Here is a 24612-nt window from a genome sequence, read left to right as displayed (position 1 = left end):
GCGGCGCGATGAAAGAAAAGCGCAAGGATAGCGCGTTCCGCAGCACGCTTGGGCCTTGGCCTGCAGGTTCGACTCAGCCTTTGCTCATACGCGGAAATCGGCGGCCATGTCGTCGTCGCTGCGCGCGACGATCGCGCCGCTGCGCGCGGCCTTGAGGAACACGTCGTAATCGCGCTCCACCTGGTCGGCATAGCTGAATGCGTAGCCCGTGAGCGCCTCCGCGAACTGGTCGCTGCGGCCGATGTACGAAGAGATTTCGATGGCGGCGCTGCCCGATTTCGCGTGCGCACGCGCGAGCGCCCAGCCGCACAGACGCGCATAGCCGCAGAGCAGGGGACTGTCGAGCAGCTGCAGATCGACCGAGAGCTTCATGTCGCGCAACTGGCGCACGTAGAAATGACGGCCGTTGGGCCCCGTGGTCCAGCCGAGGAAGATATCGCTCGCGGCCTGCAGCAGCCGCTGGCCGTGCACGACGCGCGCGCCTTCGTGCTTGATCGACGGCGACTTGAAGTACTGCGAAACGACCGAGCGGCGCGCCTCTTTCACCTGCAGGAAGAGCGGCTTCTCGTGATGATCGACGAGCAGCATCACGAGGCAGCGCGTGCCCACGCTGCCCACGCCCACCACCTTGAACACCAGGTCCTGAATCGCGAAGTGATCGAGCAGTTCGCGCCGGTCGGGTGCGAGCGTCTTCGCGTAAGCCTCGTACATGGGCTCGATCAGCGTGCGCCAGTCGCCAAGCGCGAACCAGTCGTCTTCGGGTTCGAATAGCGTGTTGACGCCGTGCACGTGAAAGAGCGCGGGCGGTGCGTCGTGAATCGTCCAGTGGTCGCCGTCGCGCTCCGCGAGCTTTTCGAGCAGATTCTCGTGCGTGCGGTTCGCGGCCTTCTCCATGCCGCGCCGGATCAGGCGACGGCCTTCGGGCGTGAGCGCGGTTTCGACCATGCGGTCGAAGGTGATTTTGTCGTACCAGAGATCGAGTGCGCCGTACTCCGCGGACTGGCGCAGCCGGTCGCGATAGCTGGTCACCGCCGTCATCACCAGCTCCTCGGCCACGCCGCGCGAGTAGCGCATGTGCCGCGCCGCCACGACGAAGCTCGCCACGAGCCGCTTCACGTCCCACTCCCAGGGGCCGGGCGCGACCTCGTCGAAGTCGTTGAGATCGAAGACGAGCTGGCGCTCGGGCGTAGCGAAGGCGCCGAAGTTCAGCAGATGCGCGTCGCCGCAAATCTCCATCGTCATGCCGGTGTTAGGCACACCCGCGAGGTCGTGCGCCTGGAGGATCGCGCTGCCGCGGAAGAACGTGAAGGGCGAGACGACCATGCGCCCGTAGCGCAGTTGCACGAGGTTCGGCACGCGGCCTTCGCTGCTCGCGCGCAGCAAGGCGAGCGGATCGCGCTTGATGGTGCCGGTTTCCTTGTGGCTCGAACGTTTCGAGCGCTCGCGCGCGGCACGCCCGGCCGCCTCGCGTTCAGCAACGGTGCTCCCATTCATGACCTTCTCCGGTTCTTGTACGGTCTCGCGCCATCGTGGCGAACGGGGAAATGCGGGGGTATTCGTCCTGCATGGGCGGCGGCTTTGCGCCTGAGAATGCCTGCCAATTTAAGCGTGGGCCCCGTTTCGTGCAAGCAACGCAGCCGGAACCGGCGCCTGGCTGCGCACCATGCGCGCAACGCGCAGGCGCCTGGTGTACCGTGCGCGAAAGATGCGCCGCCAGCCTGGCCCTCTCATCGCCCCGCCGGACACCCGCCATGAACGTCAAAGTCTACGGAACGCTCGTCGTCGCATCGCTCGTGCTGCTGGTCGGCCAGTGGCTCGTCGCCGCCGTGCCGATCCTGCGCAAATGGACGATACCGGAACCCGTGGCAGGCGGCATCGTCGCCGCGCTGATCGTGTTCGGCCTGCACAGCTTCGCGCACACGGACGTGGTCTTCGACACCTCGCTGCAGGCGCCGCTCATGCAAGCGTTCTTCGCCACGATCGGCCTCAATGCGAATCTCGCCAACCTGAAACAGGGCGGCCCGGTACTCGTGCGCTTTCTCGCTGTCGTGGTCGTCCTGCTCGTGCTGCAAAACGTGTTGGGCATCGCACTCGCCATGGCGTTCGGCGTCGATCCGCTGTTCGGGCTGCTGGGCGGCTCGGTCTCGCTCGCGGGCGGGCATGGCACGGGCGCCGCATGGGGTGCGGTGTTCACCGAGCATCACGGGCTGCAGTCCGCGACCGAAGCGGCCATTGCGTGCGCCACCTTCGGGCTGGTCATGGGCGGCATTCTTGGCGGACCCGTTGCGCAGCACCTCATGAAACGCATCGGCGCACAGGCGGGCGCCGATACGCCTGGCGCCGGCGGCGCGGCAACGCCCGATCCCTACGCATTCGAGGAGCCGAAAGCCGAGCAGCCCACCACGCCGGGCGCGTTCATCAACACGCTCACGCTCATCGCCATCAGCCTCGCCGTGGGCGAAGCGCTTTCCGGGCTGATCGCAGGCACCGCGTTCGAATTGCCGACCTTCGTGTGCGTGCTGTTCGTCGGCGTGCTCCTCGCCAACGGGCTCGCGCTCATCGGGCGGCCCGTGGCCGAGCACGCCGTCGCGCTGATCGGCAACGTGAGCCTCGCGCTCTTTCTCGCCATGGCGCTCATGACGCTGCGCCTGTGGGACCTCGCCGCGCTCGCGCTGCCGGTGTTCACGATCCTCGCCGCGCAAACACTGCTCATGGTGGTCTACGCGATCTTCGTGACGTTCCGCGCGATGGGCGCGAACTACGACGCTGTCGTGCTTACGGCGGGGCACTGCGGCTTCGGCCTCGGTGCAACGCCCACGGCGATTGCGAACATGCAGGCGGTCACGGCGCGCTTCGGCCATTCCCATCTGGCGTTTCTCGTGGTGCCGATGGTGGCCGCGTTCTTCATCGACATTGCCAACGCCATCACCATCAAGCTCTTTCTCATGCTGCCGATTTTCAATTGAGCGGCCTGGTGGCCCGCGCGAGGCGCGCTAGAATGTGCCGATTCACGGCGCGCCGCGCACGGCGCTAACGTTCTTCGAGCGTCATCATGTCCCTCACCGCCTGGCTCTTCTTCCTGCCCGCCTGCTTCGCCCTGAATATGGCGCCAGGCCCGAACAATCTCCTCTCGATCAATGTGGCCGCGCGGCACGGTTTTCTGCGCGCCTTCCTCGGCGGCACGGGCCGGCTCGTTTCGTTCGCCGCGATGATCGCGCTCGCGGCCACGGGTCTGGCCGTGGTGCTGCGCGCTTCCGAGGCGGTCTTCTTCGTCATCAAGCTTGCGGGCGCCGCTTACCTCGTGTGGCTCGCCATACAGCTCTGGCGCAGCGACGCCAACCCCATCGGCGAAAGCATGGATGGCGACGCCTCGCTCGCGCGTCTCGCATGGCGCGAATGCCTCGTGGCGGCGGGCAACCCCAAAGCGATTCTCGTTTTCACGGCTTTCCTGCCGCAATTCGTCGATGTCGCCAGGCCCATCGCACCGCAGTTCGGCGTGCTCGGCGCGAGCTTTCTCGTGCTCGAATGCGTGGCCATCGCGCTCTACTCGCTCGCCGGCATGTACCTCGGCCGCTGGCTCACCCGCACCACCGTGCGCCGCTGGTTCAATCGCACCTGCGGTGCATTTCTCGGTCTGATCGGGGTGAGTTTTCTGCTCGTGCGGCGCGCCTGAACAGCCTCCTCAGCCGCCCCTTATCCATAAGCTTCTCTTGATGATTTTCCCGACAAACTTTAACTGTCGTTAATCGACAGCGCCCCCTATGCTCAAACCATCGTCCGGGGGCGCGGCGAGCGGGCAGCTTCCCCATCGCTCGCGAAACGCCCTGCGGACAAGCGGTTTTCAACGTCATTGGGGTTTCAACATGAAGATCTGCATCTTTGGAGCGGGCGCTATCGGAGGCATGATGGGCGTGCAACTCGCCCGTGCAGGCGCCGACGTGAGCTTCGTCGCTCGCGGCCCGCATCTGGCCGCCATGCGCGAGAACGGCGCGCGTCTGCTGATGGACGGCGAAGAGTACGTGGCGAAGGTGCGCTGCACGTCCGATCCGCGCGAACTGGGCGTGCAGGACGTCGTCATCATTACGCTCAAGGCGCATTCGGTGGCGGGCGTGATCGACGCGATGCAGCCGCTCCTCGGCAAGCACACGGCCATCGTCACGGGCACCAACGGCATTCCCTACTGGTACTTCTACCAGCATGGCGGCAAGTTCGCGGGTACCCGCCTCGAAAGCATCGACCCGGACGGCGCGCAATGGAACCGTCTCACGCCCGAGCGCGCGATTGGCTGCGTGCTCTATCCGGCGGCCGAAATCGACGCGCCTGGCGTGATTCGCCACGTGTACGGCAAGAAATTTCCGATCGGCGAGCCTTCGGGCGAGCGCACGCCGCGCATCGTCCAGCTTCATGAAGCCATGGAGGCCGCCGGGTTCGATGCGCCGATCCGCGAGAACATCCGCGACGAAATCTGGCTCAAGCTGTGGGGCAATCTCTGCTTCAACCCGATCAGCGCACTCACGCACGCCACGCTCGACGTCATCACCAGCGACCCGGCCACGCGCGCCGTAGCGCGCACGATGATGCTCGAAGGCAAGCGCATTGCCGAGCGCTTCGGCGTGAACTTCCGTGTGGACGTTGAGCGTCGCATCGACGGTGCGGGCGCAGTAGGCGCGCACAAGACCTCGATGCTCGTCGACCTCGAAACCGGCCGGCCGATGGAGATCGATCCGCTGATTACCGTCGTGCAGGAAATGGGTAGCCTGGTTGGCGAGCCGACGCCGGCCATCGACACCGTGCTCGCATTGGTCAAGCAGCGTGAGCGGATGGCGATGCAGCCAGCGTAACGTAAGTCGCGGCGAAGGGCGGCGCGAGCGCCGCTTTTTTTTGCGCCCCGGTTCTGGTGGTGCTGGAAAAACAAAAACGGATCGCTTCGAGCGATCCGTTTTGCTTTGCAGAAGAAGAAACGCGCGCTATTCGATGCGGGCGTGGGTGCGGGTCACCCGAAGCGGCGGCGGCGTATCGGCGCCGCGCAACGCGACGCGCATCGGCGTGCCGTTCGAGCCACGCATCGGCGAGCCGTCGATGGACGTTTGCGGCAACGCTTCGCTATCCGGCGATGAGGTCTCCGGGTCCGAACCGTCCGCGACTGGCCCGTCCGGCATGAACTGCGACCACGCCGCCTGAGCACAAGGCCGTAGCGAACGATGGCGACGCCGCACGAGCATCGTCGTCACGTTGACGACCGGATGCAGCAAACGCGTGACGAACGGCCCCGCAGGCACGGGCCAGTGACACGTTGCGTGCGCAACGTCGCCCGCACGCTGCGCGTGCCCCCCGCGCGCGCCATCCGTGCACACCGGCAACACGCCGATGCCCATGCCGAGCTGCGCCATGCGCGCCACGCCCGCCACGTGCGCGAACTCCTGCAGCGGCCTCCCCTCAGGCCGCAGACCGTCCAGCGCACGCATCACCGCGCCGCGGCAGCCAGCGTCACGATTGAGCGTGACGAGCGGTTCGCGCGCGAGATCGTCCCATCGCAGCGCCCCCTGTAGCGCAAGCGGATGGTGGGCAGGCAAGAGCGCGCAAAGCGGCGTGGCCGAGAGCGGTTGCACATCGAGGTTGCCGCTCGCGAACGGCACGCTTTCCGCGATCACGCCGAAATCGGCCTCGCCCTGCTCGACCGCCTGCAGCACGGCCGCCTGCGGCAAGTCCTGCAACTGCAGCGTGAGCGAAGGAAAAGCCGCTGCACAGCGCGCGAGCGCAGCGGGCACCCAGGTCGACGAGAGCACCGGGTTGCTCGCCACGAGCACGACGCCGCTATGCGCCTGGTGCGCGTCGCGGCCCTCGTTGAGCGCCATCTCGATCTCGTCGAGCAGGCGGCCGATGCGTCGCTCGAAGCCGCTGCCCGCGAGCGTGAGCTCGACCTGGCGCGTGGTGCGGTCGAAGAGCTTGAGTTCGATCGCTTCCTCGAGTTCGCGCACGCAGCGGCTCACCGCCGACTGCGTGAGCCCGAACTCGCGCGCGGCGCGCGTGAAGCTGCGCGCCCGCGCCACCGCGACGAACACCTTGAGCTGCTGGAGCGATACGTTCATCGACATGGCGGGCCAGCGCGCCTCATTCGCCGCTTTGGTTGGACCAGTGCGGCAACCCCGCGCCCGTATTCGTGGCCAGCGTGACGTTGGGCTCGTTGCTCGCGTCAGCGCTGGCTTCGCTGCTCTGTTCGATCAGACGCTTGCGCATCGGCGCGAGGAAGAACTTGGCGCTCACGCCCGCCGCGATCGTGATGACCGCAGCCGCGATGAACACCGCGCTCCAGCCGCCCGTAGCAGACAGCACCGAGGCCACCGGCACGAGCAGCGCTGCCGTGCCCTTGGCGGTGTACAGCGTGCCGGCATTCGATGCGGCGAACTTGCTGCCGAACGTGTCCGCGCAGATGGCCGGGAAGATCGAGAAGATCTCGCCCCAGAACAGGAAGATGAGCGCGGCGAAGGTCATGAACGCATACGGGTTCGTGCCGAACTGCATCATGCCGAGCAGCGCGAGCCCTTCACCCACGAAGATCAGGAACATCGCGTTCTCACGGCCGATCTTGTCGGAGATGAAGCCGCACAGCGGACGCGTAAAGCCGTTGCAGATGTTGTCGATCGACAGCGTGAGCGTGAGGAGCGGCAGCGTCATGCCGAACACCGTCATCGGAATGCGGGCAAGGCCCCAGTCCTTGGCGATCGGCCCGATCTGCGCCGTTGCCATCAGGCCGCCGGCGGCCACCGCGACGAAGCAGATGTAGATCACCCAGAATACCGGCTGCTTGACCATCTGGCCCGGCGTGTAGTCGACGCGCGAGACGAGACGGCGGCCCGCCGCGGCGACGGGGCGCGTCACGGGCTTCACGAGCACGAGCGAGAGCACGAGAATCGACACGCCCTGCAGCACGCCGAAGAAGAAGAACGTGTGCTCGTAGCCGGAGCGCGTGATCATGTTCGCAATCGGAATCACCGTCACGGCGGCGCCGGCGCCGAAGCCCGCGGCCGTGAGGCCCGCGGCGAGACCGCGGCGGTCCGGGAACCACTTGAGCGCGTTGCCCACGCAGGTGCCATACACGCCGCCCGCGCCGATACCCGCGATCACGGCCGACACGTAGAGCATCGGCAGCGTCGTGACGTAGGAGTTGATCACCCAGGCGAGGCCTGCGCAAACCGCGCCGCCCGCCACGACCGGACGCGGGCCGAACTTGTCGACGAGCCAGCCTTCCACCGGCACGAGCCAGGTCTCGGTCAGAATGAAAATCGAGAACGCCAGTTGAATCTCCGCCTGGCCCCAGTGGTGGCGCGAATTCATCGGCGCGACGAACAGCGTCCATGCGTATTGCAGATTGGCAACGAGCGCCATGCATAGCATGCCCACCACCAGTTGAAACCAGCGGTTCGTCCAGAACGGACCGCTCTCGCTCCTCTGACCGATTGCATTCATATCGCTTGTCTCCGCTATCTATTCATTGCAGCCTGCATGATTACGGGTCTGCATAAATCCAGGCTTATGGTTTTAGCTTTTCACTTCGCTACGCTGTGTTTTTTATTCGGCGGCTGAATCAAGAATCCGATTGGATATTCGTCAATCCTCATTCACCCTGGCATTACGTCAGACCCTGAAAACATCGTGAAACAAGGGCTTTTCTCAGTGTTGTCCCTTATGAAATCGTATTTCCGAGCGTTAACCCGAACCTGGCTTCGAGCGCTTTGCACGGCATTCGGACTCCTTTCAACTTATGCTAGGGTGATTGCTGAATTACTCACAATTAAAGTTTGTTATTATGTGGATTCAGTATCCTTTATGGTTCGGCCATGACGATGCGAAACGCCACGCTGCGCCAGCTCAAGGTCTTCGAGACCGTGGCGCGCCACCTCAGTTTTTCGCGTGCTGCGGAAGAGCTGCATCTCACCCAGCCGGCCGTTTCCACGCAGGTTCGGCAGCTCGAAGATCACGCGGGCCTGCCGCTCTTCGAGCAGCTCGGCAAGAAGATCTATCTCACGCCCGCGGGCACGGAGATGCTCCACTACAGCCGCGCGATCATGCAGCAGTTCCACGAAGTGGACGAGGCGATGAGCCAGCTAAAGGGCGTCTCGGGCGGCAAGCTCAACGTCGCCGTCATTAGCGCCGGCGATTACTTCTTTCCGCGCCTGCTGGCCGAGTTCACGCGCCGCTACAAGGGCGTCGCGCTCAATCTCTCCGTGCACAACCGCGAGCAGCTGCTCCAGCAGCTCGCCACCAATCAGACCGATCTCGCCGTGATGGTGCGTCCGCCCCACGCGACTGACGCCATCAACGAGCCGTTTGCGCCTCACCCGTACGTGATCGTTGCGGCGCCCACGCATCCGCTCGCCAACAAGCGCGCCATCAAGCTCAGCACGCTCGCCAACGAGGCGTTCATCGTGCGCGAGCGCGGCTCGGATACGTGGAACTCGATGGAAGAAGGCTTCGCGGGGAAGATCACGAACCTCAAGATCGCCATGGAGATCCAGAGCACCGAGACGATCAAGCAGGCCGTGATCGCGGGCATGGGCATCGCCTTTCTTTCGGCGCACACCATCAGCCTCGAACTGCAGGTCGGTCACCTCACCGTGCTCGACGTCGAAGGCTTCCCGGTCATGCTCAACTGGTACGTCGTGCACCGGAAAAACAAGCGCCTGCCGCCCGTCGCGCTCGCGTTCAAGCGCTTCCTCATGGAGGAAGGCGCGGCGCTCATCGAGAACATTACGAAAGTGTCAGAAGCGAGCTTGCATAGGTAAGGTTTAATGGATAGCCAAGAAACCATCATGCATGACTAATCATTCGCGTCATATTGCGCGTTCTGTTGTTTTCCCCTGTTCCCGCAGATAGACGTCAGTGCGGTCCTTGCCGCTGACGCAGCGCACCGCCCCGGCTGCGTCGCCGCCGTGGCAAATCCTGTGACGCGTGATGACCCGCGCGCCCTCCGCTTCCGTGCGGCGTGTCGCTCGCGGCCAGCCAGGCGGGTTCGAACGCGCCGCTGCCGCAGGCCGCGACCAGCAGTTCATCCGGCACACCGGCAAAACTTGCATGGAATGTTGCGCTGAAGGGCTCGCGTGGCGGTGACGCCTCGACGGCGCCCGTGCGGGCGAGCCGCGGCCGCCGGGCGCCGCTCATGAGCCGCACGCCCAGCGCCGCGCACAGCACGCTCGCCGCGACCAGCACGGAGATCTCGAAATCGGGCGAAGCTCGCGCGCTCAGGAATTCGTAGCCGAGCGCAGCGCCCAGCAGCAGCGCGATGACATGCATGACACGGTCGCCGCGGCCGAACGGCACGTGCCTGCGGACCGAGCCGCTCGCTTGCGCGCCACGGCTGAGCAAACGCAGCGCGCCGCCGGTCAGCAATGCGCCGGTCGCCGCCGCGACGAATAGCGCTACACGTTCGCCAGCACTCCGCTCAGGCTGCAACACGTAACCAACGAACGCGCCGATCAAAACACTCGCGCCCGATACACCCCCCAGCAGCGCCGCCGTCCGCGCGCGGGGCGTGAGGTCGCGCCGGCCCGCGAGGCACAAACCGCCCAGCACGCCGGCTTCGACCGCGACGGTCGCGTCGGGCCCATGCATCCAGCCCGCAGCGATCACGCCGGGCGGCACGGTCAGTAGCAATGCGAACGAAATGGCGAAGGCGAGCCGATGCCTGCGCGGCGCGCCAGCGCGCCTGGCGCAGGACGGCGTGGCGCGGGAACGCGACAACGGCCACGCACGCACCGGCGCGAGCGCCGCCAATTGTGCAAATGCACAGCCAAGCCATGCGAACAGCGCGCCAGCGCCCAGCCACGCCAGGTCGCCAGCCAGTTGCTCCGGCATTTCTCCTCCTCGCGCGGCATCGCTGCCGCGCGCGTCTTTGGTTTCAGGCCGTCAAGCCGCGCCCTCTACGGCGGCGAGCGACTCGATTTGCGCCGACGCGGCGCCCAGCGCATTGCTCAACGTACCGATCCCTTCGATGGTGACCTCGACCGTTGCGCCATCAACGATCGAGCCTACGCCGAGTGAGGTGCCGCACGCAATCACGTCGCCGGGTTCGAGCGTCAGATCCTGAGAAATAAGACTCACCTGCTGCGCCGGCGAAAACACCATGTCGTCGAGCGGATAATTCTGCCGCTCCACGCCATCGAGTTTCGTGACGACGCGTGCGCGCTGCCAGTCGAACCCGGAAACGATCGCCGGACCCAGACAACAGAACGTACCGAAACCTTTGGCGCGGCACCATTGCGGGAAGTGCGGATTCTCGGTGATGAGGCCCGCTGCCGTGACGTCGTTGACGATCGTGTAGCCGAAGATCGCCGACTCGGCTTCCTTCACGCTCGCATCGCGGCAGCGCTTGCCGATCACGATGCCGAGTTCGCCTTCGAAGACGATTTTTCCCGCATAGTGAGCAGGACGCCGAATCAATTCAGAAGAGCCGATCACCGAAGCCGGCGGCTTGATGAGAAAGAGCGGGTGCGATGGCACCGGCTTTTCGAGTTTCGCGGCGAGCGCGTGAAAATTGTTCCACAGCGCAACGATCTTGCCGGGTGCACAGGGCGCGAGCGGCGTAAGCGCGCGCAGCGACAGCACTGCGCCAGTGGGCACCGGCTGATCGAGCCCTTCGTATTCGTGCAGGTAACCGTTCTCGACGCGGCCGAACACGATGCTGCCGTCGCTCGCCATCAAACGCATCCACGTTTCCATGTTTCGCTCCTCGGTTTCAAACGGCGCCAGACGCGCGCAGCGAGTGGATCTCGTCCTTCGTGTAGCCGAATTCGGCGAGCACTTCGTCGGTGTGTTCGCCCAGCATCGGCGAACGCGTGACTTCGGTTGGGCTATCCGAGAGCTTGATCGGGTTGCCCACCGTGAGGTACTTGCCGCGCACCGGGTGATCCACCTCGACGATCGTGCCGCTCGCGCGCAGCGATTCGTCGCTGGCGATCTCCTTCATCGAGAGAATCGGGCCGCACGGAATGTCGTAGCGGTTGAGCACGGCCATTGCGTCGAACTTCGTGCGATGCATGGTCCAGTGCTCGATCTCGTCGAAGATCGCCTTCAGGCGCGGCAGGCGCGCATTCGGCGTGGCGTAGTCCGGATCGTCGATCCACTCCTCGCGCCCGATCAGCTTGCAGATGCGGTCCCACACGGGTGCCTGCGCGATGAAATAGATATAGGCGTTCGGATCGGTCTCCCACCCCTTGCACTTGAGAATCCAGCCCGGCTGCCCGCCGCCCGACGCATTGCCGGCGCGCGGCACGGCCTCGCCGAAGCCGTCGTTGGGATACTGCGGGTACTCTTTCATGACGCCGGTGCGCTCGAGCCGCTGCTGGTCGCGCAGCTTCACGCGGCACAGGTTGAGCACGCCGTCCTGCATGGCCGCAAGCACCTTCTGGCCGCGCCCCGTGTGCGTGCGCTGATAGAGCGCGGTCACGATGCCGAGCGCGAGATGCAGGCCCGTGCCGCTGTCGCCGATCTGCGCGCCGGAGACGACCGGCGGGCCGTCGTCGAAGCCTGTCGTCGACGCCGCACCGCCCACGCACTGCGCGACATTCTCGTAGACCTTGCAGTCCTCGTACGGACCGGGGCCGAAGCCCTTCACCGAGGCCACGATCATGCGCGGGTTCAGCGTCTGTATACGTTCCCAGCTGAAACCCATGCGCTCGAGCGCGCCCGGCGCGAAGTTTTCGACCAGCACGTCGCAATCGCGAATGAGCCGCTCCAGCACGCGCTTGCCTTGCGGGTTCTTCGTGTCGAGCGTGAGCGAACGCTTGTTGCCGTTGAGCATCGTGAAGTAAAGGCTGTCCGCGTCCGGCAGGTCGCGCAGCTGCTCCCGCGTGATGTCGCCTGCGCCTACGCGCTCTACCTTGATCACGTCCGCGCCGAACCAGGCGAGCAGTTGTGTGCAGGTGGGTCCCGACTGCACGTGCGTGAAATCGAGGATGCGCACGCCGTTCAATGCCTTGCCCATGTCATGTCTCCTTATCTAATCGTGGCCGGGCGAGTTTTCGAAAATCGGTGGGGTTGCGTGGGCAGAGGCGTTTCGCGCGATGGCGCGTCACCTGCGTCCTTGAGCAATACGGTATGTGATATATCACAACGAAGCAAGAGGAGAATTGCCCATCGGGAATGCCATTAGAATCGCGTCGAAGCCTTATCCACCATGGCTTTGGTGCAAGTTCGGTGGCATTGACGCGGTGCACACAAGGGAAAACCCCGAACATTTGCCGCATCTGATATGCCAGATTCCGTGTGAAGGATGGCTGGCCCGCACCGGGATTTGGTCAGGGCTGCCAGGGGTTGATGCGCATAAAGTCGGCTGTCGGAGGCCGTTCTGCCGACGCGTGATGAATGAGCGTGATGGGACGCGAAGGAACGTAAACGCAAAACGGGAGACCCGAAGGTCTCCCGTTTTGCCTAGAGGCGACGTCAGCCGCCTGCGTCAATCCAGAAAATCGCAGTTCTTCTCGACATAAGCCGCGAGATCGAGCGAATGCTGGCGCACGAGCTTTTCCGCCAGCTCGGTGTCACGCTTCTCTAGCGCCTCGATGATGCGCAGATGATCGACGATCGAGCGCGAAGCCCGGTCGCTCTGCGAAATCGTCATGCGGCGAATGGCGCGCACGTGCACGAAGATGTTCTTGATGGTGTCGAGAATGATCTGCGAGCGGGAAAGCTCGACGATCGCCTGGTGGAACGCGATGTTGGCGTCCGAGTACTCGGCGATGTGTTCGGCGGGGGTGCTGTCGCGGAAGTCGTCGAACATGTGGCGCAGCCGCGCGATTTCCTCGTCGGTGGCGTGGATCGTGGCGAGACGCGCGGCCATGCTTTCGAGCGCGGCCCACATCTGGATCATCTCGACGATCTCGCGCTTGCTCTTGCGCACGATATAGATGCCGCGGCGCGGCACCATGCGCAGGAAGCCCTCCTGCTCGAGCAGCGTCATGGCCTCGCGAACCGGCGTGCGGCTCACGCCGAGCGATTCGCTCAGCACGCGCTCGTCGAGCCGGATTTCCTCGCGCGACTGGTAGATATCGGCGTCGGCAATGGCCTGGCGCAGCATGGCATAAGCCTGATCGCGCAGGCTCAGTGTGGCGTTGATGGGCTGCAGCGCCAGCTTGAGCGGCGCCGCTTCCCGGCTTGCTACAACTTCAGTTTGTTCTGACGACATTGATTACCTCTTTTCCGACCTGCGGACGGATTCGCGGACCGAATTGTGCACGACGAACGGCCCTGGCGCGCGGTGCTTCGCCCAAACCAGCGTACCGGCCATGCTGCGCAGCCTGCTCAATGGCGGACTGCGGCAGCCACCTGGCGATCATGACCGTAGCAGCTGCACCCAGACCCACGACCGCTGCACCGAACAGTGCGAGAGAAACGAAATCCATTTGAAGCTCCGCATGATTGAGTAATCGAATAACTCAATCATATGTTGCGTCGCCACAAAAAGCAATATTCTGTATGTGGTATATCAGATGCAGTCGTTTCCACACAACAGGTCGATGCCGCGAGGCGTATCAGGGAGTACGCCCCCCACATTGTGGGACGGTTCGACGGATATCCATAAAAAACAACCAATCCTAGTGAGAAAACGGTGCTGCCCGCAAGAGGATATGCCACCGAAGGGCACGATCGCGTCATGCAAAGGTGCGAACGAGACTCGCACGCAACACAAACTGCGGCCGCCAAAGCCCATTTAAGCATTTCCGGTTGACAGCGCTGCAAGGCACCCCGCACACTCAAGCCATGCACACGTCCTCCACCCGCCTCGTCATCGCAAACACGATGAATCATCCGTGGAAAACCCATACGGGTAACCCACGGGGATGGTGTGCGTACTAGCAGTCTGTCGTCACGCAAATCACAAGCCCCGCCGGCATCGACGGGGCTTTTTGTTTTTCTGGGTGATAGCGCTCCGTCCGTCGGCTCCAAAAACTGGAGAAAACGATGGATGACGCTTTTCAGGCAGCTTCACTGACCGCTTCGCAACCCGCTTTACAGCCCGCCCCACAATCCGCGCCGCACGCCGTTGCGGACGCAACCGACCGGCTCGACGATCCGTTGCCCGTCCAGTCGGTCCACTTCGCCGTGCCGCCCATGCGCACTGTCACCTGGCGCGTGAGCGCATCAGCCACGCTGCGTGTTCAGGTAGCCCAGGTATGGGTCACGCGCGCCCGCTCGCCCTACGACCACTGGGTGCAACCGGGCGAGACGCTTCGGCTCGAGCGTGGCGAACGTATCTGGCTCAGCACTGAGGCCGCCTTGCCGGCACGCGTGAGCATCACGAGCGCATGGCAGCCGCCGTTCGCGGGCGTGCGGCGCGGTATGGAGCGCCTCGCCGCCTGGCTTGCGCTGCTCACGCTCCGGCGTTCGCGCGAGGCGTGACGCGCGATGCCCTGACGCTTGACGCGCCTTGAGCCGAACCCAGGGCCGCACACGCCAAAACGCCGGATGCGCCGCCCAGTTGGCGCATCCGGCGTTGTCGATCGAGGCCGTCGCTCAGAACTTGTGCCGCAGCCCGAAGTTCACGATGGTCTGGTTCGAGGTGCCCGAGTAACCGTACGAGCCGACCGAAGCCTCGGCCGGCATCGAGCCGCCCGTGCCGTTGCCGGTATCGCCGCTCGCATGCTGCCAGGCCGCCGTCATGTAAAGGTCCGTGCGCTTCGAGAGGCTGTAATCCGCGCCGAGCGACACCTGGTTGTAATTCGCCGACGTATCGCCGTTGGCATGCGTGTAGCTGTAGCCAATGCCGAGCAGCAGCGCCGGGTTCAGCTGATAGTTCATGAAGCCCTGGCCGGTGTTGTACTTTTGCGTCTCGCGGAACACCGAACTCGCATCGGGCGAGTAGCGCGCGTTGCTGTAGCCGAGGCCGAAGGTGAACTGGCCGAGCTGGTACTGCGCCGCCGCGCGCGCAATGGTGAGCGAGTGTGCCGTAGCGTAGCCGGAGTTGATCGGGCCGTCGAAGGTGCCGTCCGAGGTGCTAGTCCAGCCGCCGGTGCGAATGCCGTTGACGGCCTGGCTGTTCGCCGCGTAGAAGTAGCCGCCTGCCAGCGCGAGCGGACCGTTGGTGTAGTTGACCGCCGCCGAGTACGACTGCTCGGCGCCTGTCGAACCCGCGATGCCACCAAACGAGTACATCGCCGCAGCCTGGAGGCCGCTCCATACGGGCGTGGTGTACTTGACGGCGTTGTTCACGCGGAAGCTGTTGTCGTAGTTATCGACGTCGCCGGGCGTTGCGAACACGGAGCCGAAATAGTTGTCGGCCGTGATGCCCTGCACGAGGTCGATGAGCGGGTCGTACTGCCGCCCGAGCGTGAGCGACCCGTACTGCTCGGCCGTCAAGCCCACGTATGCCTGTCGGCCGAACAGCCTGCCGCCCTGCGCAAGCGCGCCTGTGGACGGGTTGAAGCCGCTTTCCAACTGGAAGATCGCCTTGAGGCCGCCACCGAGATCTTCAGCGCCCTTCAAACCCCATCGCGAGCCGGAGAGATTGCCGAAGCTGCTGTTGCCGAGCGTCCAGAGGTTCTTGCTGCCGTCGGCGTGATTGACGTAGGTAATCGAGGTGTCGATGGTGCCGTACAGCGTCACGCTAGTCTGTGCCTGAGCCGTGCCAGCAACCCCGAGCGCGGCCAGTGAAAGGGAAGTCAAGGCTAGTCTTTTCACGTCATTCTCCCGGCACGGTAAAACAACTCTTGACCAAAGCAGACTAACTCGCCCTTCGAGCATTGTAAAAGGATTAAACGAGCTGTCTCGAATTAGTGACAGCGATTTCAGAAAGTGCCTGGTTAACACCCAAAACATCATCTCCGGCTGCCAACCAGGAGTGCCTGCAACGCCCGCCACGCAAGGCTTTCGGCGAACCCGCCCACTCGGCGCGCGTTTCAGCACGCGATCTGCGCCCGCCCATTACTCACAAGTTAACGATTACCTTGCCGTTCTGGCCGCCTGTTAATCAGGCCCCACAAACATCAATCGCAAAAAGATTATTCCCTAATTAAATCCATTAGTTATGACGCGTCATCGCGTCGAATTGATCTGCACCCAATAGCGGTTTCTTGCACCGGGGCGTCAACCGGCGGGTAGTCCCATGCGTTTGCTGAGCTTAACTAGTCCTTTCCGAACGATTACGATTCGGCTCGAATTTCCGGTTCGCGCGCGTGATGCGCGAGACCCGGCCTCGAAAGAACGTAAGCGCAAAACGCGAATAAACACGATGTCACCGCCGGGGAAGCTGTAACAGTCGATACGGCGACATCGCAGAGAGCCACCAGACCGATCCATGTCCCAATCGCATTCTTCGCGCGCGGCGCGCGCCCTCGGGGCGCTGCGCCGCCGTGCCGGTGCCCTGCACCTGCAGCGCTTTGTCGCGCCGGTGTTCGCGCTCGGTATCTGCGCGCTGCTGCTGGTCGTGTTCCAGCACCTCTCTCGCACGGTCGACTACCACTCGGTGATCCGCCAGCTCTGGACGCTCACGCCCGCGCAATGGGTCGGCGCCCTCGCCGCCACGGCCGTGAGCTTCGTCGCGCTGGTCGGTCGCGACGCCGTGGGCCTGCGCTACCTGGGCGCGCGCGTCTCGCGCGGCGCGTTGTGGGCCGGCGCGATCGCCGGCTCGGCGCTCGGCAACGTGACCGGCTTCGGCGCGCTCACGGGCGGCGCCGTGCGTTGCCGCGTGTATGGCGGCGCGGGCGTCACCGCCGCGCAGATCGGCCGCATGACGGTGTTCACGAGCGTCACGCTCGCCCTCGCACTCGTGTTCATGACCGCGCTCGGCATGGTGGGCGCCGCAAGCACGCTCTCCGGTCTGCTGCACCTCTCGCCCGACGAACTGCGCCTGATCGGCGGCGTGGTGCTCGGCTGCGGCGCGGTGATGGTCATCGTTTGCCCCGCAAGCGCGCGCGAGATCGAGCCGTTCGGCCGCGCATGGCTGCGCTTTTCGGTGCCGGCGCGGCGCGACCTCGTCGCGCAGCTGCTGCTGGCCGCGCTCGACGTGGTCGGCGCCGGGCTCGCGCTCTGGTCGGTCATGCCGCATGCGCTTCTCGGCTTCACCGACTTCCTCACCGTGTATTGCGCCGCCATGCTGCTCGGCCTGATCGGCCACACGCCCGGCGGCATCGGCGTGTTCGAAGCCGCGATGGTCTACGCGCTCGGGCCGAGCGTGCCGACCTCGAAGGTGCTTGCCGCGCTGCTCGCCTATCGCGCGATCTACTTCGGCGCGCCGCTCGCGCTCGCCGCCGCGGTGCTCGCCGTATTCGAGGGCCGCGCGCTCAAGACACCGCTCAGCGCCCGCTTTGCGAAGCGCGGCGCCGATGGCGTCTCGCAACTCGCGCCGCTCTTCCTCGCCATCGTGACGTTCGTGACCGGCAGCATGCTCGTGATCTCGGGCGCCACACCCGCGTTCTCCAAGCGCATCGCGCTGCTCCAAACCATCGTGCCGCTCTGGGTGCTCGAAAGCTCGCAGCTGATGGGCAGCCTCTTCGGCGTGTTGCTCCTGTTCGTCGCGCGCGGTCTGCTGCGGCGTCTGGACGCCGCCTGGTGGCTCGCGCTCGTGATCGCCGTGGCCAACCTCGCGCTCTCGCTCGCCAAGGGCCTCGCCTTCGTCGAAGCGGGCGTGCTGTGCGTGCTGATCGTGCTGCTGCTTGGTACGCGCAAGCGCTTCAATCGCCACTCGTCGATGTTCAGCGAGCGATTCACGCCGGCCTGGCTCGCCTCGGTCGGCTGCGTGATCGCGCTCGCCGTGTGGGTGCTGCTGTTCGCGTTCCGCGATGTGCAGTACTCGCAAAGCCTCTGGTGGCAATTCGCCTTCCACAGCCGCGCGCCGCGCGCGCTGCGCGCCACGCTCGGCGCCGGCGTGTTCGCCGCCGCGCTCGCACTGTGGCAATTGCTGCGCCCCGCCGCCGGCCGCTTCGTGATGCCCCCGAGCGAAGACCTCGAAGAAGCCGCGCGTATCGTGCGCGCGCAGGAACGCAGCGACGCGGGCCTCGCGCTGATGGGCGACAAGAGCTTCCTCTTCTCCACCTCGCGCAAGGCTTTTCTGATGTACGCGAAGCGCGGTCGCACGTGGGCGGCGCTGCACGATCCGGTTGGCCCGCGCGAAGAGTGGCCCGCGCTGATCCGCGAGTTCGTCACGCTCGCCCACGCGCACAACGGCCGCGCGGCGTTCTACCAGGTGCGCGCCGACGCGCTGCCGCTCTATCTCGACGCCGGCCTCACGCTGATGAAGCTCGGCGAGGAAGCGCGCGTGATGCTGCAGGAATTCGACCTCAAGGGTCCGCAGCGCGCGCATCTGCGCTACGCGCTCAAGCGCGGCGAACGCGACGGCTTTTCGATCGAACATATCGAGCCCACGCAGATGGGCGCGAGCCTGCCGGTGCTGCGCGCGATCTCCGACGCGTGGCTGCAGGACCGCGAAGCGCGCGAGAAAAGCTTCTCGGTGGCCGCGTTCGACGACGACTATCTCGCCGCGCAGTCCGTCTTGCTCATCCGTCAGAACGGCGAGCCGCTCGCCTTCGTCACCTTCATGACGACCGATCTGAACACCGACGCGACGGTGGGCGTCATGCGCCATATGCCGGGCGCCTCTCCCTACGCGATGGAATATCTGTTCACGCAGCTCGCGCTGCATCTGAAGGCCGCAGGCTACCAGTCGCTCTCGCTCGGCATGGCGCCGCTCTCGGGCATGGGCCCTTCGCCGCTCGCGTCGTCCTGGCACCGGCTCGCGGGTTTCATCTGGCGCTTCGGCGGCCGCTTCTATAACTTCCGGGGGCTGCGCGGCTTCAAGAACAAGTTCGCGCCGCGCTGGGAACCACGCTATCTGGCCGCTTCGGGCTCGATCAGCGTGTTCATCACTCTCGCTGATCTATCGCTGCTGGCAGGAGGCTGGCGCTCATGACATTCCGTATTCCCAGGCTGCCGCGCATTGCAGGCACGGCAGCGGGCGCCGCTGCGCTGGCGTTTTGCGCGGTTCACGCCAACGCGGCTTCGACGCCCGTCTCGACGCCCGCTTCCGCCGCGACCATGCACGTTTCGGGCGGCCGTTACGGCGAAGTCGCGGTGACGAAACCGAGTGGCGCCATGCGCGGCTTCACCGTGCTGTTCTCGGCGGACAAGCACTGGAGCGCCGCCGACCAGACGCGCGCCGACGCGCTCGCGCAGCATGGCGCGCTCGTCGTGGGCGTGGATACGGAGCGCTATGCGCAGAACCTCGCCGCCGTGAAGAACGAGACCTGCCACAAGCTCTACAGCGACGCCGAAGCGCTGAGCCACCAACTCGAACGCCAGCTAGGCTCCAGCGAGTACTACGCGCCGATCGCGATCGGCAGCGGCGAAGGTGCGCTCATCGCACAGCGCATGCTCTCGCAGGCGCCCGCGAACACGATGGCGGGCGCCGTGTCGCTCGATCCGGCCGCAAAGCTCGACGCGCGCTTCGCGCCCTGCCCGGCCGACCCCACGCTCTCGCGCGGCAACGGCCTGCCCGGCTTCTTCGAGCAGGGTGTGACGACGAAAGATGTGCACGCAGCCACTTCCGGCGCTCCGCGCGCCTTCGCCCCCAGCGTTGCCGACGCCGACAAGATCGTTGCGCTCACATCGAATCACCTGCGCGTCGTGACGGAAAGTGAAGAGGACGTGTCGGACCTGCCGCTCGTCGAACTGCCCGCGGCGCACCCCACCGACATGCTCGCGGTGGTGATCTCGGGCGACGGCGGCTGGCGCGATCTCGACAAGACGATTGCAGAAGAGCTGCAAAAGCAGGGCATTTCGGTGATCGGCTGGGACGCGCTGCGCTACTTCTGGAGCGAAAGGACGCCCGAGCAAACGAGCCACGATCTCGCCCGCGTGCTGAAGACTTACGGCTCGCGCTGGCATGCGCAGCACATCGCGCTCGTGGGCTACTCGTTCGGCGCGGACGTGATGCCGTTCGCCTACAACCGTCTGCCCGACACGTTGCGCGCGAAGGTGTCGTACATGTCGCTGCTCGGCTTCGCGCCCGACGCCGACTTCCAGATTCGCGTGACGGGCTGGCTCGGCATGCCCGCCAGCGACAAGGCACTGCAGGTGCGCCCGGAACTCGCGAAGGTGCCGCCTTCTATCGTGCAATGTGTGTATGGCGCGGGCGAGAAAGACACGCTGTGTCCGGCGCTCGCGAATACCGGCATCGACGTCGTGAAGACGAACGGCGATCACCACTTCGACGGCGACTACAATGCGCTCGCCGGGAAGATCATCGCGGGGTGGAAGAAGGAAATCGCGGCGCGGGGGTGAGGGAGCGAGTCGCCTTCGCGCCAGCGCTCCCACATTAGTCTTCGCTGGCTATCGGAGCAATGGATCCTCGGTCGCTGTTTCATTTGCAACACCTCGGCTGCTCACGCAGGGTGTAGTGTGCTGCATCGACCCGTTGAATCCGTACGGAGCTTCGGCCCCTCGCGGCATAGGCGCCCCCCTCACTTCCTCCCCACCAGGTACTGCACGCCCTGCGGCCCATAGCGCTCGGCGTGCGGCAAGTTGGCGGCGAGATGAAACACGTCGCCGACCTTGTAGTGTCGCTCTTCGTCGCCTACGCGGATGTGCAGTTCGCCCTCGATGACCAGCGCCTTCGCTTCGAACGGATGCGAATGAACCTCCATGACGCCGGCTTCGCGCGTCACGACAACGGGCTCGGGAAAGCCTTCTTCGGCCAGGCTGCGGATGAATGTTTCGCGCTGCATGTTTCGTCTCCTCGATCGACGGTGTCGACCAGCAGCCAGTTTGGCACGCGCACCGAGACGCTGTTCATTTAATTTCACATATTCTGTAAAAGGCAGCCCGCTCGTCCAGGACTGAGCCGTCTTCTTGCGCGAAACCATAAAAAAACGCCGGCGTGAGCCGGCGTAAAGAGAGACTGCTACAACCCTTTGCTTAGGCGACCACGGGCGCCGCCTTAGCATCCTCTTCCTGCTCCACGGAGGAGCGGATCAGGTAGTCGAATGCGCCCAGCGATGCCTTCGCGCCTTCGCCCACGGCGATCACGATCTGCTTGAACGGCACGGTCGTCACGTCGCCCGCGGCGAACACGCCCGGCACCGACGTCTGGCCCTTGGCGTCCACTTCGATCTCGCCGTGCTTCGACAGCGCCACCGTGCCCTTGAGGAACTCGGTGTTCGGCACGAGGCCGATCTGCACGAACACGCCTTCGAGTTCGAGATGACGCTTCTCGCCCGACGTGCGTTCGAGAAAAGCGAGACCCGTGACCTTCTGGCCGTCGCCGGAAATCTCCGTGGTTTGCGCGTTCAGGTGCACCGTGACGTTCGGCAGGCTGCGCAGCTTGCGTTGCAGCACTTCGTCCGCACGCAGTTGCGCGCCGAATTCGAGCAACGTGACATGGCTCACGATACCGGCCAGGTCGATTGCCGCTTCCACGCCCGAGTTACCGCCGCCGATCACCGCCACGCGCTTGCCCTTGAAGAGCGGGCCGTCGCAGTGCGGGCAGTAAGCCACGCCCTTGTTCTTGTACTGCTGCTCGCCCGGCACGTCGACATTGCGCCAGCGCGCACCGGTGGCGAGCACCACGCTCTTCGCACGCAGCGTCGCGCCGCTTTGCGTGCGCACTTCGAAGCCGTTGCCCGAGGGCACGAGCGCTTCGGCGCGCTGCAGATTCATGATGTCGACGTCATAGGCGCGCACGTGCTGCTCCAGCGCCGTGGCGAACTTCGGCCCTTCCGTTTCCGTGACCGAGACGAAGTTCTCGATGGCCATCGTGTCGAGCACCTGGCCGCCGAAGCGCTCGGCGAGCACGCCGGTCTTGATGCCCTTGCGCGCCGCGTAGATCGCAGCCGCAGCGCCAGCGGGGCCGCCGCCGACGATGAGCATGTCGAAAACATCCTTCTGGTTCAGCTTCTCGGCAGCACGCGACGATGCGCCGGTATCGAGCTTCGCGAGAATCTCTTCCACGCCCATGCGGCCCTGGCCGAACACTTCGCCGTTCAGGTAGATGGTCGGCACGGCCATGATCTGGCGCTTCTCGACTTCGTCCTGATACAGCGCGCCGTCGATCGTGACGATCTGCACGTTCGGGTTGAGCGAAGCCATCGCGTTGATGGACTGCACGACTTCCGGGCAGTTCTGGCACGACAGCGACATATAGACTTCGAACGAGAATGCGCCATCGAGCGCCTTCACCTGTTCGATGGTGTCGTTCTCGAGCTTGACCGGGTGGCCGCCCACCTGCAGCAGCGCCAGCACGAGCGACGTGAATTCGTGGCCCATCGGAATGCCCGCGAACGTGACTTTCACGTCGGAGTTCGCGCGCTTGATATCGAACGAAGGGGTACGCGCGTCGCCGGCTGCGGCGCCACGGCGTGCTTCGTAGGAGATGCGATTCGAGAGCGATGCGATGTCCTGCAGCAATTGCTGCAGTTCTTGCGACTTCTCGCCATCGTCCAGGTACGCAACGATCTCGATCGACTGCGTGACTTTTTCGAGGTAGCTTTTGAGTTGATCTTTGAGGTTGGCGTCGAGCATGGCTTTTTTTCCGGCTAGAGAAGAAGCGGGGGAATTCTAAGTATTGCCTGGCAATTTCGCCGTTCCGCTTATGGCGTCAAGAGGCGAACAGGCACCCGGACCGCGGCCGAGTGGGCGCGGCCCGGGGATACAGCTAGTGAGACTTCGGCGTCATGCGATCAGGGCGATCGCATTTGAACCGCGACGCTTAGATCTTGCCGACGAGGTCGAGCGACGGCTTGAGCGTTTCAGCGCCCGGCGTCCACTTGGCGGGGCAGACTTCACCCGGGTGTGCTGCCACGTACTGAGCGGCTTGCACCTTGCGCAGCAGTTCCTTGGCGTCACGGCCGATGCCGTTGTCGTGGATTTCGCACAGCTTGATCTCGCCTTCCGGGTTGATCACGAACGTGCCGCGCAGTGCCAGACCTTCTTCTTCGATCATGACGTCGAAGTTGCGCGTGATTGCGCCCGTCGGGTCGCCGACCAGCGGGTACTGGATCTTGGCGATCGTGTCCGACGTGTCGTGCCATGCCTTGTGCGTGAAGTGCGTGTCGGTCGACACACCGTAGACTTCGACGCCCAGCTTCTGGAATTCCGCGTACTGGTCAGCCAGGTCGCCGAGTTCGGTCGGGCACACGAAAGTGAAGTCGGCCGGGTAGAACACGACGACCGACCACTTGCCCTTGAGGTTTTCCTCAGAGACCGGAACGAACTTACCGTTGTGGTATGCGGTTGCCTTGAACGGCTTGACTTGCGTGTTGATGAGAGACATGCGTTGTTTCCTCGCTCTGGTTGGGAAAAGGTATGGACGAAGATTACGGGAACCGCGTCCGTTTGAAAAATTGGTTGCTTTGATCGCCGGTATTAACCCTGCCTATCGGACCCCATAGCGTCCGTCAAAGCCCGCCAGTATGGGGTTCCGCGCCCGCATCGCGCGGCCCGAGCAACCCTCGGGGCGGTGAGCATACAACGAAACTGCGACAAGGCGCCTCACGCGGCCGCGCTGTCATGTTGCGTTCAAGAAGCTTTATGCGTTAGATGCAGGCGCAACGGCCCTTCCGCAAGGGCCGCACGCTTGCTGCGTCAAAGCGCGCCGCCGCGCGCGGTTGCCGCACGCGCCGCGAGCCGCTCGCGCAGGTATTGCGTAAATGCGCGGATCGTCACGGAAGCTTCACGATGCTGCGGGTACAGCGCATGGAGCGCGTTGGGCGGCGGCATGAACGGCTCCAGCACCTCCACCAGCAGGCCCGCATCAACCGATCCCGCCACGATGAAGTCCGGGAGGTAGCAGATGCCGAGCCCGGCAATGGCCGCGTCGCGGATCACTTCGCCGTTGTTCGCGCGCAGCGGCCCGTGCACGTCGAAAGGCGTGCGCACGCCATCAACGATGAATTCCCACGGCGCGCGGCCCTGCTGCCCGTACGGCAGGCAGGCGTGCTGCGCGAGATCGGCAGGCGTTTGGGGCGCGCGCCGGCGGCGCCGGTAGCCGGGACTGCAGCAGGCGATCATGCGCACGTCGATGAGCTTTTGCGCGACCAGCGTGGAATCCGCCAGCCGGCCGATCCGCAGCGCCATGTCGAAACCCTCGCCGATCACGTCGACGGTGCGGTCGCTCAGATCCATGTCGAAGCGCACGTCCGGATGCTCACGCAGAAATTCGGCGACGAGCGGCGAAAGGTGCGCCATGCCGAACGACATCGGCGCGCTCACTTTCAGCAAGCCGCGCGGCTCGCTGCGCCGGTCCGACATGGCCTGCTCGGCGTCCGAGACGTCCGAAAGGATGCGCTTCGCGCGCTCGTAGAAGTCCTGGCCGAGGTCCGTGACCGCCAGTTTGCGCGTGTTGCGCACCAGCAGGCGCGCGCCCAGATCGCCCTCCAGCGCCGCCACGCGCCGGCTCACGAACTGCTTGGAAAGCCGCAGCCGATGGGCCGCCGCCGTGAAATTGCCCGCATCCACGGTGGTCACGAAGATCCGCATGTCGTCGAGTTGCATTCCGATTGTCCACTTCATCGTGACAGTGAGTCGTATTTTACGGTGATTCCAGTCGATTTGATTGACCTAAAATTCTTCCATCGCAACCAATCAAGCGAATCCCATCAACCCAATGGGGCCAGGGTAAGGCGCTAAAGC

20 protein-coding genes are annotated in these 24612 nt (G+C 64.7%); 7 read left to right on the top strand and 13 right to left on the bottom strand.

All coding sequences use genetic code 11. The features are described 5' to 3' along the window. Window positions 1-84 precede the first annotated feature (84 nt). Window positions 85-1494, bottom strand: a complete 1410-nt coding sequence (locus AB3X99_RS08250; protein ID WP_368616614.1) for a DUF2252 domain-containing protein — start codon at window positions 1492-1494, stop codon at window positions 85-87. Between the two features lie 257 nt (window positions 1495-1751). Here AB3X99_RS08250 and gltS point away from each other — a divergent pair, with 257 nt between their 5' ends. The 3 genes from gltS to AB3X99_RS08235 all read left to right on the top strand — a co-directional run bounded on the left by gltS (window position 1752) and on the right by AB3X99_RS08235 (window position 4841). After that, window positions 1752-2966 carry a sodium/glutamate symporter gene (gltS, locus tag AB3X99_RS08245; protein WP_368616613.1) on the top strand — a complete coding sequence of 405 codons (1215 nt, stop codon included), beginning with the start codon at window positions 1752-1754 and terminating at the stop codon, window positions 2964-2966. 86 nt (window positions 2967-3052) lie between these two features. Continuing rightward, the gene (locus AB3X99_RS08240) at window positions 3053-3673 is read left to right on the top strand and encodes a LysE family translocator (protein WP_342946789.1); all 621 of its coding nucleotides are present in this window, start codon (window positions 3053-3055) and stop codon (window positions 3671-3673) included. Between the two features lie 190 nt (window positions 3674-3863). Next, window positions 3864-4841, top strand: a complete 978-nt coding sequence (locus tag AB3X99_RS08235) for a 2-dehydropantoate 2-reductase (RefSeq protein ID WP_069261634.1) — start codon at window positions 3864-3866, stop codon at window positions 4839-4841. A gap of 126 nt (window positions 4842-4967) precedes the next feature. Here the strand turns inward: AB3X99_RS08235 and AB3X99_RS08230 are convergent, their stop codons facing one another. Further along, a complete protein-coding gene (locus AB3X99_RS08230; RefSeq protein ID WP_368605489.1) occupies window positions 4968-6089 on the bottom strand; it encodes a LysR family transcriptional regulator in 1122 nt (373 codons plus the stop codon). 22 nt (window positions 6090-6111) lie between these two features. Next, window positions 6112-7467, bottom strand: a complete 1356-nt coding sequence (gene oxlT, locus AB3X99_RS08225; RefSeq protein WP_069261632.1) for an oxalate/formate MFS antiporter — start codon at window positions 7465-7467, stop codon at window positions 6112-6114. Window positions 7468-7838: 371 nt separating this feature from the next. Between oxlT and AB3X99_RS08220 the strand changes: the two genes are divergently transcribed. After that, window positions 7839-8783 carry a LysR family transcriptional regulator gene (locus AB3X99_RS08220; RefSeq protein WP_368616612.1) on the top strand — a complete coding sequence of 315 codons (945 nt, stop codon included), beginning with the start codon at window positions 7839-7841 and terminating at the stop codon, window positions 8781-8783. A gap of 94 nt (window positions 8784-8877) precedes the next feature. Here AB3X99_RS08220 and AB3X99_RS08215 read toward each other — a convergent pair whose 3' ends face one another. The 5 genes from AB3X99_RS08215 to AB3X99_RS08195 all read right to left on the bottom strand — a co-directional run bounded on the left by AB3X99_RS08215 (window position 8878) and on the right by AB3X99_RS08195 (window position 13397). Beyond that, window positions 8878-9852 (bottom strand): hypothetical protein, encoded by a 975-nt coding sequence (locus tag AB3X99_RS08215; RefSeq protein WP_368616611.1) that lies wholly within the window; start codon window positions 9850-9852, stop codon window positions 8878-8880. A gap of 51 nt (window positions 9853-9903) precedes the next feature. Beyond that, a complete protein-coding gene (locus tag AB3X99_RS08210; RefSeq protein WP_368616610.1) occupies window positions 9904-10716 on the bottom strand; it encodes a fumarylacetoacetate hydrolase family protein in 813 nt (270 codons plus the stop codon). 16 nt (window positions 10717-10732) lie between these two features. Further along, window positions 10733-11980 carry a formyl-CoA transferase gene (gene frc, locus AB3X99_RS08205; protein ID WP_069261628.1) on the bottom strand — a complete coding sequence of 416 codons (1248 nt, stop codon included), beginning with the start codon at window positions 11978-11980 and terminating at the stop codon, window positions 10733-10735. Between the two features lie 471 nt (window positions 11981-12451). Then, window positions 12452-13180, bottom strand: a complete 729-nt coding sequence (locus AB3X99_RS08200; RefSeq protein ID WP_069261627.1) for a GntR family transcriptional regulator — start codon at window positions 13178-13180, stop codon at window positions 12452-12454. Then, complete coding sequence (locus tag AB3X99_RS08195) at window positions 13161-13397, bottom strand: hypothetical protein (RefSeq protein ID WP_081771534.1); 237 nt, start codon at window positions 13395-13397, stop codon at window positions 13161-13163. The genes AB3X99_RS08200 and AB3X99_RS08195 overlap by 20 nt, the downstream gene beginning before the upstream one ends. Window positions 13398-13956: 559 nt before the next feature. On the opposite strand from AB3X99_RS08195, the gene AB3X99_RS08190 reads away from it, so the two are divergent. Next, window positions 13957-14394, top strand: coding sequence for a DUF2917 domain-containing protein (locus tag AB3X99_RS08190; RefSeq protein ID WP_342946794.1), 438 nt, complete (start codon window positions 13957-13959; stop codon window positions 14392-14394). 114 nt (window positions 14395-14508) lie between these two features. Here the strand turns inward: AB3X99_RS08190 and AB3X99_RS08185 are convergent, their stop codons facing one another. Beyond that, window positions 14509-15672 carry a porin gene (locus AB3X99_RS08185; RefSeq protein ID WP_342946795.1) on the bottom strand — a complete coding sequence of 388 codons (1164 nt, stop codon included), beginning with the start codon at window positions 15670-15672 and terminating at the stop codon, window positions 14509-14511. A gap of 616 nt (window positions 15673-16288) precedes the next feature. On the opposite strand from AB3X99_RS08185, the gene mprF reads away from it, so the two are divergent. Together mprF and AB3X99_RS08175 are read left to right on the top strand one after the other, a co-directional pair. Beyond that, window positions 16289-18898, top strand: a complete 2610-nt coding sequence (gene mprF / locus AB3X99_RS08180; protein WP_069261624.1) for a bifunctional lysylphosphatidylglycerol flippase/synthetase MprF — start codon at window positions 16289-16291, stop codon at window positions 18896-18898. Then, window positions 18895-20268: a virulence factor family protein gene (locus AB3X99_RS08175; RefSeq protein ID WP_368616609.1), complete on the top strand. Its 1374-nt coding sequence runs from the start codon at window positions 18895-18897 to the stop codon at window positions 20266-20268. Before mprF ends, AB3X99_RS08175 begins: the two co-directional genes overlap by 4 nt. A gap of 179 nt (window positions 20269-20447) precedes the next feature. Here AB3X99_RS08175 and AB3X99_RS08170 read toward each other — a convergent pair whose 3' ends face one another. The 4 genes from AB3X99_RS08170 to AB3X99_RS08155 form a co-directional block, all read right to left on the bottom strand. Then, window positions 20448-20711, bottom strand: coding sequence for a cupin domain-containing protein (locus AB3X99_RS08170; protein ID WP_069261623.1), 264 nt, complete (start codon window positions 20709-20711; stop codon window positions 20448-20450). Between the two features lie 190 nt (window positions 20712-20901). After that, window positions 20902-22503: an alkyl hydroperoxide reductase subunit F gene (gene ahpF, locus AB3X99_RS08165; RefSeq protein WP_069261622.1), complete on the bottom strand. Its 1602-nt coding sequence runs from the start codon at window positions 22501-22503 to the stop codon at window positions 20902-20904. A 187-nt stretch (window positions 22504-22690) separates the two neighbouring features. Then, on the bottom strand, window positions 22691-23254 hold the full coding sequence (ahpC, locus tag AB3X99_RS08160) for an alkyl hydroperoxide reductase subunit C (protein WP_069261621.1): 564 nt from the start codon (window positions 23252-23254) through the stop codon (window positions 22691-22693). Between the two features lie 311 nt (window positions 23255-23565). Continuing rightward, window positions 23566-24474: a LysR family transcriptional regulator gene (locus AB3X99_RS08155; protein ID WP_368616608.1), complete on the bottom strand. Its 909-nt coding sequence runs from the start codon at window positions 24472-24474 to the stop codon at window positions 23566-23568. Window positions 24475-24612 lie beyond the last annotated feature (138 nt).

It is taken from the genome of Paraburkholderia sp. BR10882 (assembly GCF_040948855.1).
Taxonomy (GTDB): Bacteria; Pseudomonadota; Gammaproteobacteria; order Burkholderiales; family Burkholderiaceae; genus Paraburkholderia; species Paraburkholderia nodosa_A.
Note: the sequence above shows the minus strand (reverse complement) of the source record. Positions and strands in the feature narration are given on the sequence as shown.